Source organism: Nocardioides sp. CER19 (assembly GCF_029846275.1).
Classification (GTDB): Bacteria; Actinomycetota; Actinomycetes; order Propionibacteriales; family Nocardioidaceae; genus Nocardioides.
Genome location: NZ_JARVWS010000003.1, coordinates 688,836 through 703,760 on the forward strand (window position 1 = coordinate 688,836; position 14,925 = coordinate 703,760).

The following is a 14,925-nucleotide window of genomic DNA, read 5'->3' on the forward strand; positions in this document are numbered from 1 at the left end:
GACCAGGACGGCTGGGTCTCCGCGAGGGCCGCTGGGCGTCGTCTCACCCGGGCCCGGGCCTCACTGCCTCCCCGACCCTGTCGAGCATGTCCTTCTCGCGAGCACTGACCTGTTCAGCCTTGAAGCCCATGAAGCCGCCTTCCTTGGCGGCGTCAGCCGCTGCCTGAGCGACCTGCACCAGCCAGCGTCCGAACGCCTCCGCCTCCGCGGGGTCGGCCTTGGCGGCGACGATCGTCGACACGGTCCGGAGCTCGTCGACGACCTGGTCCCCCACCGGGCTGCCTGCGTTGGGCTTGAACCCCTTCAGTGGGTTGTGGTGCTGCTGCGTCATCGTCTGCAGGTCCAAGGCGACGTCCGTGAGGAGCTGCTCACGGGTCGGCGGGTTGGTTGCTGCCCTGAGAGTCGCCATCGTCTCCTTCCCTGCCTCGAACGGGCCGCCCGGGTCGGCGACCGAGATCGCCATCCCTGCCACGAACGGCGCACGCACGATGCGCGCCCAAGCCTCGTCATCGAAGTCGCTCTTGCTCGTCACCGCGCCTCACCTCTCGTGCCTGGTCGTCTCGTCCGCGCGACCTGCCGCTGGAGAGCCGGCCGTCACGGCGCTTTACCTCCTCGAGCGTGCCTGCCGACGGGTGCGGCGGGTTCACCCGATGCGGGTGGCTACACGTGACCGGAGCCCTGGTTCGGTGAACGTCCCCATGGGCCTGGGCGTGTGCACGCCCGGGCCTGGGTACGTCGCATCCGCACCCCGCACGCCAGCGCCGAAAGGACTTCCCTCATGGACGAGCTCGACAACCTCGCGACCGACCCGCTCGGCTCCCTCGCACCCGGGGCGGCACAGGTCGCCACCGCGCTGGACCTCCTCAGCGATCTGCTCGGCACAGCGCCCGCTCGCACCCAGCGCTGGGAGCCGCGCGACCGAGGCAACGGCCTGAACTACCGCCTGTGGGACGCGCTCCCGCTCGTGCACACCATCGCCGCCACCCACCAGGTCACCGAGGCCGAAGCGGTCCACGCCATCCAGGCCGCCGTGCGTCAGGTCAAGACCGACGACGACACCATCGACGTCTTGACCGAGCACCTCGCCGAGCTCGGCGTCGGCAGCTTGCGGGACTTCATGGGGCGCACCATCGAGCTCGAGACCCACGCACCGCTCAATCTCGGCGCCTACGCGTTGAGCGTCGTCGACTCCGCCACCATGCAAGACGCCTACGCGCACACCGCAGCCGCCCTGTGCCGGCGGGCGCTGCCGACTCTGCCCCCACAGCCCACCGCGGCCTGACGCCTCCGCCCCGGCGTCAGCCTTGCCCCTACCCCGGTCGCCTACGCCCGAAAACCGACGGGACAGAATGCGGTCGTGCCGATCGATGACCTGATGTCTCAGATCGGTGGTCTCCCGGCGGCCACGCGGCACCTGCTCCTCGTCGCGGCGTGCGCCTCGTCTGCCAACGGCTCGGACGACCTGCGGCTCTTCCTCTCGGGCATGGACGACCAGCAGATGGCCGGTTGGGTCGCGGCCGAGTCCGCGGGCCTCGTCCGCCTCGGGGAACCCGACGGCGTTGCTCTGCGCTGGGCGGACCCTGGTCTGCCAGCGGCGCTGCGAGACGCTGCTCCTTTCGTCGACCGGCGCAAGGCCCACCTTGCGCTGTCCGACGCCCTGGCACTCCGTCCCGACCGGCGGGCATGGCACCGCGCTGCCGCGCAGCTGGGGCCGGACGAGGAGGTGGCCTCGCAGCTCGAGGAGTCCGCGGAGGTCGGCCGGCGCTACGGCGGTTGGCCGGCCGAGGCGCAGATGCTGGAGCGGGCCGCGGACCTGTCGGTCGACCGCAGCGTGGCGGCGCGGCGCTACGTCCTGGCCTCGCGCGCGGCGAGGTACGCCGGCGACAGCGCCTGGGTGGCACGGCTCGGCGACCGGGCCGCCGAGCTCGCGGACGACCCGTCGGTCTCGCTCGAGGCGTCGGTCGGACGTGGATGGGCCATGGCCTGCACCCTGCGGCAGACCGAGGCGGTGGCGCTGCTGACGACGAACGCCGTCCGTGCCGTCGGCGCCGGCCAGCTCGACATCGCGTGGTCCGCGCTCGCACCTGCTGCGGTGGCCGCCTACTACGCCGGCCGACCCGACCTGCACGAGCAGGTGGCGGCGGCGTACGACGTCGTGCGACTGGCAGAGACCTCGATCGACGCCCGGCCGCAGCGGTACTGGCTGGCGGCCTCGCTCGACCCGGTCGGCGCGGCCGCCGAGGTGGGGGCGGCGCTGGACGCCGTCGAGGACATCGCCGACCTCGACCAGCTCACGCTCAACCAGCTCGGCGGCGCGGCGTGGATCATCGACCGCTCCGACTTCGCGCTGACCGCCTTGCGCGCCTTCCTGGACCGGCAGAGCCGAGCACCGGAACGGGGCGCACACGCGCTGGTCACCGCAACGCTCGGGTCGGTCCTGCTCGACCTGGCCAGGTGGGACGAGGCGGAGACGTCGTTCCGCGACTCCGCGCGCATCGCCGAGGCGAACGGCATGGAGATGGTGCGCAGGGTCAGCGTGGCGCGGCTCGCGCAGCTCGCCGCCGGTCGGGGCGACCACGCCCGGACCGCGGAGCTGGCGAACCGGGCTGTCGCCGGGCTCGACCACGACCCACGTCTGTCGGTCGCGGTGCTCGCCCGCGGTGCTCGCGGCCTGGCGGCGCTGGGCGAGGGCAACCACGACCAGGCGTACGACTCGCTCCGCGGCGTGGTGGACGACAAGGGTGCGCCGTTGCACGGTCGGCAGGCCCTCTACGTGATGGCCGACCTGGTCACCGCGGCCCTACGCACCGGGCGGCCGGACGAGGCCGCCGACGTCGCCGAACAGCTGCGCGATCGTGCGGGCCAGGGGTCCGTGCGCCTACGCCAGCACGTGCTCCACGCCACCGCGCTGGTCGCGGCCTCGCGGGGCACCGCCGACGCTCGCGCCGAGGCCGAGGAGGCGTTCCGACGCGCGGTCGACGCGCCGGACGGCGCCCTGTGGCCGTTCGAGCGCGCCCGCCTACAGCTCGACCTCGGCATCTGGCTACGCCGGGAGCGTCGCAAGACCGAGGCCCGACGGCACCTCGTCGACGCCCACGACGCCTTCGCGCGGATCGGCGCCACGCCCTGGGAGCGGACCGCGGCCACCGAGCTCCGGGCCCTCGGCGTACGTGGCGCGACGATGGGCGGCCGTCTCGCAGACCTCACGCCCCAGCAGCAGGAGATCGTCCGGCTGGCTGCCCGTGGCCTGTCCAACCCGGAGATCGCCGAGCGGCTCGTGCTGTCGCCGCGCACGGTCGCATCGCACCTCTACCGGGCGTTTCCCCGGCTCGGGATCACCGGGCGCGGACAGCTCCGTGACGTCGTCGACGAGTGGGGAACCGACGACGAAGTGCAGTGAGGTGACTGATTCGCGGGGCACGCGGAACCGGAAAGACTCGTCCGGCAAGTTCCCCACGAGAAAGGGCATCCCGTGCCGTACGTGACCACCTCCGACAACACCGAGATCTTCTACAAGGACTGGGGCTCGGGGCGCCCCGTCGTCTTCAGCCACGGCTGGCCACTCAACGCCGACGCCTGGGACCGCCAGCTCAAGGCCGTCGCCGACGCCGGCTACCGCGGCGTCGCCCACGACCGCCGCGGCCACGGCCGGTCCACCCAGACCTACGCCGGCAACGACATGGACCACTACGCCGACGACCTCGCCGCGTTGCTCGAGGCGCTCGACCTGCGCGACGTCGTGCTCGTCGGTCACTCGACCGGCGGCGGCGAGGTGGCGCACTACCTCGGGCGACACGGGTCCGCCCGCGTGCGCAAGGCCGTCCTGCTCGGCGCTGTGCCGCCGCTCATGCTGCAGACCGACGGCAACCCCGAGGGCACACCGCTCGCGGCCTTCGACGACATCCGGGCGGGTGTCCTCGGCGATCGCTCGGCGTTCTACCAGGGCCTGAGCGTCCCCTTCTTCGGCGCCAACCGGGAGGGCGCGACGGTCAGCCAGGGCGCCCGTGACCAGTTCTGGCGCCTGGGGATGCAGGCGGGTCTCGCCGCGGCGTACGACTGCGTCGAGCAGTTCTCGGCGGTCGACTTCACCGCGGACCTCGAGAAGATCGTCGTCCCCGTGCTCGTCGCGCACGGAGACGACGACCAGATCGTCCCGATCGCGGCCTCGGCCCTGAAGACCGCCGAGATCGTCAAGGACGCCACCCTCAAGGTCTACGAGGGTGCGCCCCACGGCCTCCATGGCGCGTACGAGGAGCAGTTCACCGACGACCTCCTCGCCTTCATCGCCGACTGACCACGCGCGTGCCGGCGCCGGTCCCGCTGCGGATCGGCGCCGGTGCACGCCGGGCGGCGCGCCTCACTGGCCAGATCCACGACCAGGTGAGGTCCCTCCCGCCGGGTGCGCCGATCACCGGCATCACGCTCGGCTGACCAGCGAAGATCTCATCGCCGACCGACCGGATCTGCCGCGACGAGTGCACTGTCCTGTCGTTGCGGTCTGTGCCTAAGGATGCAGCAGGATCTTTCCAGACCGGCCGGGCGCGAAGTTTGCTCGAGCCGCGTCGGCGACCTGCTCGAACGAGTAGCTCTCCTCGACCGGGAGGGTGAGCGAACCGCTCGTGATGCGTTGGTAGAGCTCGGCCATCAGCGCCGCCCGCTTGTCGGCATCCATGGCCGCGCTGACCCTGCTGCCCCAGAAGCCCTTGACCGTCACGTCCTTGAAGATCACGTCGCCGGACGGGATCTGCATGGTCGACGACGCCATCGCGCCGAAGACCACGAGCGTGCCCTGCTCCGCGAGCACGGACACGAGGTCGCCAGTGGCGCTGCCTCCGACGGAGTCGATCCCGACGCGCACGGGCGCGCCACCGGTGATCTGCGTGACGCGATCACGCCAGTCGTCGCTGTCGGTCGCCACGACGTCGTCGATGCCGAGGGCCCGCAGCTCGTCGACGCCGGCAGCCCGGCGCACGAGGCCGAGGACGTTGACACCACGTGCCCGCGCCAACTGGGCCACGAGGCGACCGACGGCGCCGTTGGCGGCGTTCTGGGCGAGCCAGTCCCCGGGCTGCAGGTCGAGTGTGTCGAGCAGGCTGATCGCGCTGAACGGCATCGCGACCAGCTGTGCGGCCGTGTCGTCCGGGAGCCCCTCGGGCACAGGCATCAGCGCGGCCGCCTTCGCCACGAAGTAGTCGGCCCAGACGCCGAACGTCCCGCCCGTCACCACGCGCTGGCCGACCTGGAGGCCGGTGACCTCCGCGCCCATTGCGTCCACGACACCGACCGCCTCGGTTCCGGCCCGGGCGGGCAGCTCCGGCTTGTAGCCGTAGCTGCCCCGGACCGTCCACAGGTCGTGGTTGTGGATCGGAGAGGCCAACGTCCGGACCCGCACCTCGCGCGGCCCGGGCTCGGGGGTGGGGACCTCCTGGACGGTCAGGACCTCGGACGGTTCCCCGAACGACTCGTGCACGATGGCGCGCATCAACTGCCTTCTCTCCTCGGACCGGACATTGGGGCGGTACCCGACGGCTCCCCTCATCTTGCCCGCGGCCATCAAGCGGCCATCAAGTGGGGCTCGTGGCGCTTGCCGCCTGCAACCGCCGGGCAACGCCAGACCGGCGTGCCCATCTCCGGGCACCGCCGAGGACGGCGCCAACGGGTCGAGGGAGCTACCGTCGATCGACCTCGGCGTCGAGCCGCATGCGTCGGGGGTCGCCGCTGCCGGGCACTTGCGACAGAACCGTCCGAACAGGAGATGGGCTCACCGGACCGCGTATCACGCCCCCACTGAACTCGATCTCTCCGCTCTCATCGACGGAATAGCGCGAGGCCGGTCGCCGGTCGACGTACGCCGTGGCTCTTGTCGGGCTGCCCTCACCGGCGCAGCTCGGACGGCAGGCCGTCGTCGATCAGCTGCTCCCAGCAGTGCAGGAAGTCCTCGTTGAGGTGGCCGTTGTCGTCGAGTGCACCCGAGACGACGGCGCCCGTGCGTACCATCATGAGCTGTTGTGCCGCGGCCCGCGGGTCGCGGTGGTCGAGAAGTCGCAGCAGTTCCTCGAGCCTCGCGGTGACCCAGCGACGGATTTCTCGGGCGCGGACGCGGGCCGCATGGGATCCGGTGAACTCCGCCGACGCGTTGATGAAGGGACAGCCGCGCCGCACTGCGGCGAAGTCGTCGCGGGTGAGCACGGCAGCGAGCTCGGAGAGCGCCCGCCGGGGGTCGTCGCGGTGAGCGTCGATGATGGCGTCGACCTGGGCGTGGTCGGCGGTGGCGCGTCGATCCAGGTAGGCCGCGATGAGGTCGTCCTTCGACGGGAAGTGGCGATAGAGCGTCACGCGGGTGACCGACGACTCCGCGATGATGCGCTGGACGCCCACCGCGTGGATGCCCTCCTCATAGAACAGCCGGTCCGCCGTGAGGAGGATGCGTTCCCGCGCTGCCGAGGTACGGCGCCGACCGGTTGACGCGGACGGTCCGAGGGCAGGTGCGGGTGCGGGGTCGTTCAACGCCGTTCAGCTCCCATCTCACGCTGTCCCGACCCTTGTCAGGACGTCGACTGCGGTTCTAGGTTAGCCCGCAGGTAGGTAGATCGGTCGGTCTACCCAGTCGAGCGGAGAATGCGAATGCCCGAGCACGCGCCCGTCCTGTTCATCCACGGCCTGTGGCTGCATGCCACGTCCTGGAATCCCTGGATCGATCACTTCACCGCCGCCGGGTACGTCGCCTCCGCGCCCGGGTGGCCGGGCGACCCGGACACGGTGCTCGAGGCGCGGGCGCACCCGGAGGCGATCGCCGATCACGGCATCGACGACGTCGTCGCCCACTACGCAGACATCATCAAGGGACTCCCGACGAAGCCCATCCTCATCGGGCACTCCTTCGGCGGCATGATCGCCCAGCGCCTTCTTGGCGAGGACCTGGCGGCTGCGGCCGTCGCCATCGACGCCGCACAGATCAAGGGCGTGCTCCCCCTTCCCCTCTCCGCGCTCAGGGCGACGCTGCCGGTCTTCAAGAACCCCGCCAACCGGCGTCGAGCTGTCTCGCTGACCGCCGAGCAGTTCCGGTTCGCCTTCGGGAACGCGATCGCGTCCGAGGAGTCGGACGAGCTCTTCGAACGATGGGCGATCCCCGCGCCCGGCAAGCCCCTCTTCGAGGCCGCGGCCGCCAACTTCAACCCCCACTCCCCCGCCAAGGTGGACACGGACAACGCGGGCCGAGGTCCGTTGCTCTTGATCATGGGCGGTCAGGACCACACGGTCCCCGAGGCGGTCACCAAGGCCACGCTGAAGCAGTATCGCCACAGCGCGGCGACCACCGACCTCCTGGAGTTCTCCGACCGCGCGCACTCGCTCACCATCGACCGAGGCTGGCCTGAGATCGCCGACACCTGCCTCTCGTGGCTCAAGGAGCAGGGGCTGTGAGCATGGACCTCGAGCTCGCGGGCAGGACCGCCCTCGTCACCGGGGCCAGCAAGGGCATCGGGCTCGCCATCACGCGTGCCCTCGCCGCCGAGGGCGCATCGGTCGTCGCCGGGGCCCTGAAAGGGAGCAGCGAGCTCGACGAGCTGACTCGAACCGCCGACGTGCACGCGGTCTCGGTCGACCTCACGACGGCCGCCGGCCCTGAGGAGCTCGTCGCAGCGGCGGCGACGACGTACGGCGGCATCGACATCCTCGTGAACAACGTCGGCGCGGTCCGGCCGCGGCTCCAGGGGTTCGCCGCGCTGACCGATGACGACTGGGAGTGGAGCCTGACCATCAACTTCCTGGCCGCCGTCCGCACGATGCGCAGCGCGATCCCCCACATGGTCGGCCGGCCGGGCGCCAGCATCGTCACCATCAGCTCGGTCAACGCGTTCCTTCCCGATCCCGGGGTCATCGACTACAGCGCCGCCAAGGGCGCGCTGACCAATCTCTGCAAGTCGCTGTCGAAGGAACTCGGACCAGGGATCCGTGTGAACACGATCAGTCCCGGGCCCGTGCGGACCGACCTGTGGCTCGGCAGCAACGGCGTCGCGGCAACCGTCGGCCAGGAGAACCGTGCCGACCCCGCCGAGATCATCCGGCAGCAGGAGGCGCAGGCCGCCACCGGCCGCTTCACCTACCCGAACGAGATCGCCGACCTCGCGCTGTTCCTCGCCAGTCGCCGGGCAGCGAACATCACCGGCAGCGACTTCGTCATCGACGGCGGCCTGATCACCACTCTGTGACCCCTCCATGCTCGACGGAGCGGATCCCGCGAACCTCCGTCCCCACCCACCCAGCCGACTCGGCAGGACCGCGGCCGCTGCGACCGACCCCGCCCACGTGCGTCTGTCCGCCGGCGCCTCTTCAGCAGATCGACCACCGCGCACCCTTGCCGACGTGGCCCACGTGGACGAGCCTGACCACATGGACCTTCTCGGGTACGCGTCCCACCACCGCTCTGCGAGGACCGCCGCGGCCGGACTCGCCGCCGTCGGCCTCGTCACCTCCCTCAGCCTCGGCCCCGGGGCCTCGCCGCCCGCCAGCGGCGCGGCATCGTCCCGCGGGACGGCCACCCACCACGGCGTCTCGCGGCTGCCGCTCGGACCAACCGGCCTGCCCGAGACGCGCACGACCACGACGCTCGAGCGCGGAGTCACGTGGACCCACATCGAGCGGGGCGCGGTCAGTCCCGACGTGCGGTGGGTCGTGGAGTTCAGCATCCCGTCGTCCGAGTCCAGCCCCGACCCGGACGCTCCCCCGCGCTCCGTGCAGGACCGGGCCTCGGCCGACGCCCTGGTGGCCCGGCTGGCCGCCGCCGGCGTGTCGGCCCGGACCCAACCCGTCGAGCAGCCCGCGACCGCCGACGTGCCCGCCGGCGTGATCGGCTTCCGCGTCCGCCTGGCCGCGACCTACGCCACCAAGGCAGAGGCGGACGCCCAGGTCGCCACGCTCCGCGGCCAGGGATTCACCTCGCGCAGCTGGTACGCCGGCTGGGACGGCGGCAACCCAGCGGCCGGTCACTGGTCGCTGGAGGTTCTCACCATCGACCCGCACCGCTTCCGCGGCGACCTGCGCGCGACCTACGGCCCGGACATCGAGAAGCGGGAGACGACGTCCGCCCTGGCGGCGTACGAGCATGCGACGGCCGCCGTGAACGCCGGATTCTTCGTGCTCGACCCTGCCGCCGGCGCCGAGGGCGACCCCGCCGGCGCCGGGGTGTACGACGGCAGACTGGCCTCCGAGCCGGTCGGACGCCGCCCCGTGCTGGCGCTGCGTGACGACGCCCGCTCGACGCAGATCACCCGCCCGGTGTGGCGCGGCACGGTGCGTCTGGCGGGCGGCACGGCCGTGCTCGACGGCCTCGACCGCGTCCCTGGCCTGATCCGCAACTGCGGCGGCATCGGCGACTCCCCGACCGACCACCCGCTGCACGACACCACCTGCACGGACGCCGGCGAGCTGGTCGCGTTCGACACCCAGTTCGGCGCGCGCACGCCCGGCGGCCCCGGACGTGAGGTCGTGACGGACCGGCGCGGGCGCGTGGTGGCGATCGCTGACGTGCGCGGCATCGCGCTGAAGCCCGGCCAGCGATCGCTCCAGGCCACCGGCGACCGGGTCCCCGAGCTCGCCGGCCTCGCAGTCGGCGACCGGCTCGACCCGCGCACGCACCTGTACTCGGGAACGGGACGCCGGCTCGACCGACCCGGCGTCTCCGTCGTCAACGGCGGGCCGCTGCTGCTCGCCCATGGCCGCGAGCGGATCACCCAGGCCGCGGACGGGATGGTGCACCCCGGTGATCCGTCGTTCGCCTACGGATGGGTGCTGCAGCGCAACCCACGCACCTTCGCCGGCGTCGACCGCCAGGGCCGGACCGTCCTCGTCACCGTCGACGGCCGCCAGCTCGACCAGGACGGCCTCTCGATCCCCGAGACGGCCGACGTCGCCAGGGCGCTCGGTCTCGTCGACGCCATGAACCTCGACGGTGGCGGATCGACGGCGGCTGTCGTCGACGGCGGCGTCGTCTCGCACCCCTCCGATGCGACCGGAGAGCGGCCCGTCGGGGACGCCATCGTCATCCGCTGACCTCAGACGCCCCTGCCAGGTCCGCAGGTGTACAGCCGAGCCGTGGTGGCGCGGTGATCCTGCTCGGCCGGGCTGAGCCGAGTGCTCAGCCTGGTGCCGGAAGGAGTCGAAGGCGCATCCCAGGTCGTGCGCCTTCAGGGCCGGGAGGATCGATCATTTCCAGGAGCTGGGCCCGCTGGAGCCGGCGGCGTAGGTGTCCAGCGGCACCTTGCCCTCGCGCCAGGCGTCGACGGCCGGCTCCACGATGCGCCAACACTCCTCGGCGTTGTCGCCCCGAACCGCGAGGAGAGGGTCACCGTCGAGAATGCCGGCCAGGACCTCGCCGTACGCCAGGAGATCCCCATCGGCCAGCTCGGCGACCGGGGAGGCAGTCTCGAGGTCGAACGGGTCACCGGGCCCGGAGACGTCGAGGTGGAGGGCCAGCCGAGCCGGCTTGAAACCGATCGTGATCTGGTCCCTGGAGTCGTTGCCACGGAGCCCTTCGGGCAGGTGCGGGGTCGCCTTGAGCGTGACCACGGCTTCCTTGCGTGGTCGACCGAGCGCCTTGCCGGATCGCAGCGTGACGGGCACCCCGGCCCAGCGCCAGGTGTCGACCTCGACGGTCAGCTCGGCCAAGGTCTCCGTTCGGCGGGAGGCGTCGACTCCGCGCTCGCGGCTGTACGCCGCCAGCTTGCGGTTGCCGAGGACGCCGGCCGTGTAGCGGGCGCGACGCGAGGCCTCCCGCGGCGTACCTCGTAGCCGCGTGGCGCGCAGCACCTCGCCCTTCGCGTCGCGAACCTCTCGCTCGTCCACCCGGCTGACCGGGTCCATCATCAGCAGAGCCATGACCTGCAGCAGGTGGCTCTGGAGCATGTCGACGAGAGCCCCCGCCTTGTCGTAGTAGCCGGCACGCCCCTCCAGCCCGAGCGACTCGTCGTAGACGATCTCGATGGACTCGACGTGCTGGTTGTTCCACACCGGCTCGAGGAGCCTGTTCGCGAAGCGTGTACCGAGGATGTTGAGGACGTCGCTGCGCCCCAGGAAGTGATCGATCCGGAACACCTGGTTCTCCGGCACGAGGGTGGTGACGAGCTCGTTGAGCTCACGAGCCTTCGCACGGTCGGTGCCGAACGGCTTCTCCAACGCCAGCACCGTCCCCTCCGGCAGCTCGACCAGCTGCAACGCCTGGCAGGCACGAGCAGTGATCGCCGGCGGCAGGGCGAAGAACAGTGCGGGCGCCCCGTCGCACTCCGCCAGCAGCGACCTCAGCTCCTCCCCCGAGGTCACGTCGCACCTCCGGTAGCGGCTGCGCCGCGCCGTGGTCGATACCCGTGGGCCGCTGCCACCGTACGCGAAGGCGTCCTCGACACGCTGTCGCCACTGCTCGTCACTGAGGTCCGACAACCCGGCACCGAGCAGGTGGATGGACCTGCGCTCGTTCCAGTCACTGCCCAGCAGGGACGCGAGGCCCGGTAAGAGCAGCCTGCCCGTCAGGTCTCCGTCCGCGCCCAGCACCACCAGCGTCTGGATCTGAGTCGTCGTCACGCGCCTTCAGTACCCACCGCGCGCCCGGAGTGGAGCGCGGACGATCAGCATCTGCCTGGCGGCGCGTCATTTCAGGGGAGCGTGCGGAGCAGGCTCCACAGCAGGCCAAGCCGCTCGCCCATGTCGATATCGCCTGCGTCACTGGTCAGCCACTGCAATTGGAGGCCGTCGGCTGCAGCGACGAGGAGTGAGGCGACCGTCTCGGCGTCGAGCTGCTTCGAGACCTCACCGTCGGCCTGCCGGCGCCCGATGTCGTCCGCGACGTCGCCGATGATCGAGCGGTATCGGTCGGCGAGGAACTCGGCAGACGGGCTCTCCTCGTCGATGCAGTCAGCGGACATCGCGACGAAGAGACGGACCAGGCCAGGCTCCTCCGCGTTGTGCCGAACGGCTGCGATCAGCCCTTCGGCCGTGTGTCGACGGTCGGTGATCGCGTCGTAGCGATCCTGGTCGCGGCGGTCACGGCGACGCAGCACCGCGACGAGAAGCTCCTGCTTGCTGCTGAAGTGGTGGAGCAGGCCGGCCTGGCTGAGACCGCTCTCCCGGGCGATCTCCCGGAACGATGTCTTGTCGTAGCCGTTGCGGACGAACGTCTCGATGGCCACGTCGAGGATCTGCTCACGCGTGGCAGCGCCCTTGGCGTACGAGCCTCGCGCTGACATTCCGGCATCGTAGAAGATGCGCGTCCCGGCACGCTGTGGAGACGGGAAACTCGGCGGGGCCACGCACAGGTGGCCGCGCCGAGCTCGATCGCCCCTTCGTCAGGTCATCGCAGGAGCACGTCGAAGACGTGGCTCCCGGCGCCGACCGTGTAAGCGGTGCCCGCCCGCTGCGCGTCGCCGGTCACGTGTGTGACCGCCGCTCGGGGCAGCTCGACCGATGCGGTGGTGCCGCTCGGCACGTCGACGCGCAGAGTGATGTGTCCGGAACGCGACTTGTGCCACGAGCTGGCCACGCGGCCCTGAGGCGTCTCGTAGGTGCCCCTGGCATCGGTCAGGTCACCGACGAATGCCGGCTTGATGACGAGCTTGCGATAGCCGATCGACCCGGCTGCCTGCTGGATGCCGGCGAGGCCGCTGACGAACCAGCTGTCGACCTGCCCGAGGAAGTGGTGGTTCTGCGAGCCGCCACCGCTGAAGTCCTCCGACAGGGTCGTGTGACCGGTGGCGACGAGGTAGCCGTAGCCAGGCGCCGTCTTGTTGGTGACCATGTCGTAGACGACGTCGTCACGCCCGGCTGTCTGCAGTGCCCGGAACAGGGGGCCGAGGGCGACCGAGCCGGTGGTGATGTGGTTGCCGCTACGGCGTACGGCGGCGACCAAGCGCGCCGTCACCGCTTCCCGGTCTGCGTCGGCGACCAGCCCGGCGTCGAGAGCCATCGCGTTGGATGCTTCGCTGTCGCTGCCGTAGTAGACCCCGGTGACGTCGGTGTGCCGGAACCGGGCGTTGAAGGTCTGGGCGAGCTCGTCGGCGAGCGCGCGGTACTTCGCCTGGTCGGCCTGCTTTCCGAGGACGCCGGCGATCTTCGACATCTCATCGGCGGCGGTGTAGTAGCCGGCGTAGATCGCGAGCTGCATCGGCGTGGTGTTGTCGGAGGCCGACCAGTCCCCGAGACCCGGGATGTCGCCGTTGTTCTCGGCGCGGTTGGCGGCCTCGTAGTCCAGCCACTTCACCATGTTGTCGTAGTAACGGGACATGGTGCGGGTGTCGCCGTAGGTGGTGTAGAGCTTCCACGGGATCCGGATGATCGCGCCGCCCCAGTTGACCTCGTCGAGGAACTCGATCACGCCCTGCGGGTAGTTGAGCTTGACCGGCGCGACCCGGTGGAACTCCGGGGCGATGTTGGCGATGAGGCCGGGCGACTCGTCACCGGCCTTGCGCTGCGCCGTCGCCATGTTGCGCACCAGCTGCGGCTCGTAGGCGGACATGTCGAACTGGGTGAGGAGGGCGTCGATGTTGTGCAGGTTGTCCCCGGTGTAGGGGCCCTTCTCACGGTCTGGGCAGTCGGTCAGGACCGACATCATGTTGCTCTCCGTCGAGCGCACCGTCATGGCGTGGATGTCGTTGAGCACGTGGCTCGAGGAGCTGAACGAGGACGCCCGGGGGTTGGCCGCGTGGACGACGAGCATGGTCACCGTGTCCCGGCTCGGCCGCTGCGCCAGGCCGTCGACGCGCAGGTAGCGGAACCCGCTGTAGGTGAACTGCGGGTGCCACGTCTCCCTCCGGTGGCCGGCGGCGGTGTACTTGTAGGCGATCGCGCCCTTGGTGGCGCTGGCGCCGGTGCTGGCGGTGTTGATCGTGCCGTCAGGGTTGAGCTGCTCGGCCGGTGTCATGGTGACGGTGGTGCCGGCCGGCACCTCGAGGGAGACGTCGGGCCACCCGGACCGGTTCGCGCCGAAGTCGAGGACCCAGGAGTCGCCGACCTTGGAGATCGCCTTCGGGCGGACCCGCTCGGCGACGGTCACAGGCGGGCGCGGGTTGGCGACCAAGGGCGTGTCGGTGCGCGGAGTCGTCGTGCCGGAGAGTGGGGCCGGGGCGGCGTTGGTCCAGTCGTGGCCGGCCAGCCTCGCCGCCGAGCTCGGGTCGGTGGCGGCGCGGCGGGCGTCGTACTCCTCGCCGCTCCACCACGAGGAGTATGTCGTCGGCCCGAGCGCGGTCTTCCAGCTCCCGTCCGAGGCGACGACCTGACGACGGCCGTCGGCGTAGGTGATCTCGAGCTGGGCGATCACCTTCGGCTCGCCGTAGACGGTGTACTTCTCCAGTCCGCCGCCGAAGAAGTAGTGCCCGGGCGTCTTGACCCTCTGGTAGGTGCCGCTGCCGGTCTCGACGCCGACGACGTTCGCACCGCGCTCGAGGGAGCTGGTGACGTCATAGGTGCGGTAGCCGACCTCGTCGGCGTACGTGGTCTGCCCGGGCTCCAGGACGGCCTCACCGGCGGGCTTTCCGTTCACGGTGGCGGCGTACATCCCGAGGCCCGTGATGTAGAGCCGCGCTCGAGCGACCGGTTTGTCGACGTGGAACGACGTGCCGAAAACCGGCAGCGGCGTCTCGGTGCCGTCGGGCTGGGTGTAGTCGTAGTGGGGGTTCTCGATCCAGCGAGCAGTCCACGCGTCGTTACCGATCAGGCCCATCTCCCAGGTGGCCGGCCTGCTCCACGCCGAGATCCGGCCCTGGTCGTCCCAGATCCGGACCTGCCAGGCCACGGTCTGGCGCGACTCCAGGTCGAGGCCGGTGAACGCGATGTTGTCGTGTTCGCCGGACACCACCCTGCCCGTCGTGCCCTCGATGCGCCCCCGGCGGAGATCGCCGACCGAGTCGGCCACCCGGATCTCGTAGGCCGACTGGCGAGACG

General features: G+C 71.1%; 13 protein-coding genes. 7 read left to right on the forward strand and 6 right to left on the reverse strand.

Annotated features, from left to right (window positions below; genetic code table 11):
- Window positions 1–43 precede the first annotated feature (43 nt).
- Window positions 44–532: a hypothetical protein gene (locus tag QDS12_RS18765; protein WP_279881878.1), complete on the reverse strand. Its 489-nt coding sequence runs from the start codon at window positions 530–532 to the stop codon at window positions 44–46.
- Window positions 533–778: 246 nt separating this feature from the next.
- On the opposite strand from QDS12_RS18765, the gene QDS12_RS18770 reads away from it, so the two are divergent.
- The 4 genes from QDS12_RS18770 (at window position 779) to QDS12_RS18785 (ending at window position 4,431) form a co-directional block, all read left to right on the forward strand.
- Window positions 779–1,282 carry a hypothetical protein gene (locus tag QDS12_RS18770; protein WP_279881881.1) on the forward strand — a complete coding sequence of 168 codons (504 nt, stop codon included), beginning with the start codon at window positions 779–781 and terminating at the stop codon, window positions 1,280–1,282.
- Between the two features lie 75 nt (window positions 1,283–1,357).
- Complete coding sequence (locus QDS12_RS18775) at window positions 1,358–3,400, forward strand: LuxR C-terminal-related transcriptional regulator (protein ID WP_279881884.1); 2,043 nt, start codon at window positions 1,358–1,360, stop codon at window positions 3,398–3,400.
- 81 nt (window positions 3,401–3,481) lie between these two features.
- Window positions 3,482–4,294, forward strand: a complete 813-nt coding sequence (locus QDS12_RS18780; protein WP_279881887.1) for an alpha/beta hydrolase — start codon at window positions 3,482–3,484, stop codon at window positions 4,292–4,294.
- 8 nt (window positions 4,295–4,302) lie between these two features.
- Window positions 4,303–4,431, forward strand: coding sequence for a hypothetical protein (locus QDS12_RS18785; protein WP_279881889.1), 129 nt, complete (start codon window positions 4,303–4,305; stop codon window positions 4,429–4,431).
- 73 nt (window positions 4,432–4,504) lie between these two features.
- Here QDS12_RS18785 and QDS12_RS18790 read toward each other — a convergent pair whose 3' ends face one another.
- The gene (locus tag QDS12_RS18790) at window positions 4,505–5,482 is read right to left on the reverse strand and encodes a zinc-binding dehydrogenase (protein WP_279881892.1); all 978 of its coding nucleotides are present in this window, start codon (window positions 5,480–5,482) and stop codon (window positions 4,505–4,507) included.
- Between the two features lie 392 nt (window positions 5,483–5,874).
- Window positions 5,875–6,426, reverse strand: a complete 552-nt coding sequence (locus QDS12_RS18795) for a helix-turn-helix domain containing protein (RefSeq protein ID WP_279882213.1) — start codon at window positions 6,424–6,426, stop codon at window positions 5,875–5,877.
- 198 nt (window positions 6,427–6,624) lie between these two features.
- Between QDS12_RS18795 and QDS12_RS18800 the strand changes: the two genes are divergently transcribed.
- From QDS12_RS18800 to QDS12_RS18810, 3 genes are all read left to right on the forward strand, one after another.
- Window positions 6,625–7,422: an alpha/beta fold hydrolase gene (locus tag QDS12_RS18800; RefSeq protein WP_279881895.1), complete on the forward strand. Its 798-nt coding sequence runs from the start codon at window positions 6,625–6,627 to the stop codon at window positions 7,420–7,422.
- A 2-nt stretch (window positions 7,423–7,424) separates the two neighbouring features.
- A complete protein-coding gene (locus QDS12_RS18805) occupies window positions 7,425–8,210 on the forward strand; it encodes an SDR family oxidoreductase (protein WP_279882215.1) in 786 nt (261 codons plus the stop codon).
- A 181-nt stretch (window positions 8,211–8,391) separates the two neighbouring features.
- The gene (locus QDS12_RS18810; RefSeq protein ID WP_279881898.1) at window positions 8,392–10,050 is read left to right on the forward strand and encodes a phosphodiester glycosidase family protein; all 1,659 of its coding nucleotides are present in this window, start codon (window positions 8,392–8,394) and stop codon (window positions 10,048–10,050) included.
- A 153-nt stretch (window positions 10,051–10,203) separates the two neighbouring features.
- Here QDS12_RS18810 and QDS12_RS18815 read toward each other — a convergent pair whose 3' ends face one another.
- The 3 genes from QDS12_RS18815 to QDS12_RS18825 form a co-directional block, all read right to left on the reverse strand.
- On the reverse strand, window positions 10,204–11,574 hold the full coding sequence (locus tag QDS12_RS18815) for a glucose-6-phosphate dehydrogenase (protein WP_279881901.1): 1,371 nt from the start codon (window positions 11,572–11,574) through the stop codon (window positions 10,204–10,206).
- 71 nt (window positions 11,575–11,645) lie between these two features.
- Complete coding sequence (locus QDS12_RS18820; protein ID WP_279881903.1) at window positions 11,646–12,236, reverse strand: TetR/AcrR family transcriptional regulator; 591 nt, start codon at window positions 12,234–12,236, stop codon at window positions 11,646–11,648.
- A 104-nt stretch (window positions 12,237–12,340) separates the two neighbouring features.
- The gene (locus QDS12_RS18825) at window positions 12,341–14,896 is read right to left on the reverse strand and encodes an alpha-L-rhamnosidase (RefSeq protein WP_279881906.1); all 2,556 of its coding nucleotides are present in this window, start codon (window positions 14,894–14,896) and stop codon (window positions 12,341–12,343) included.
- Window positions 14,897–14,925 lie beyond the last annotated feature (29 nt).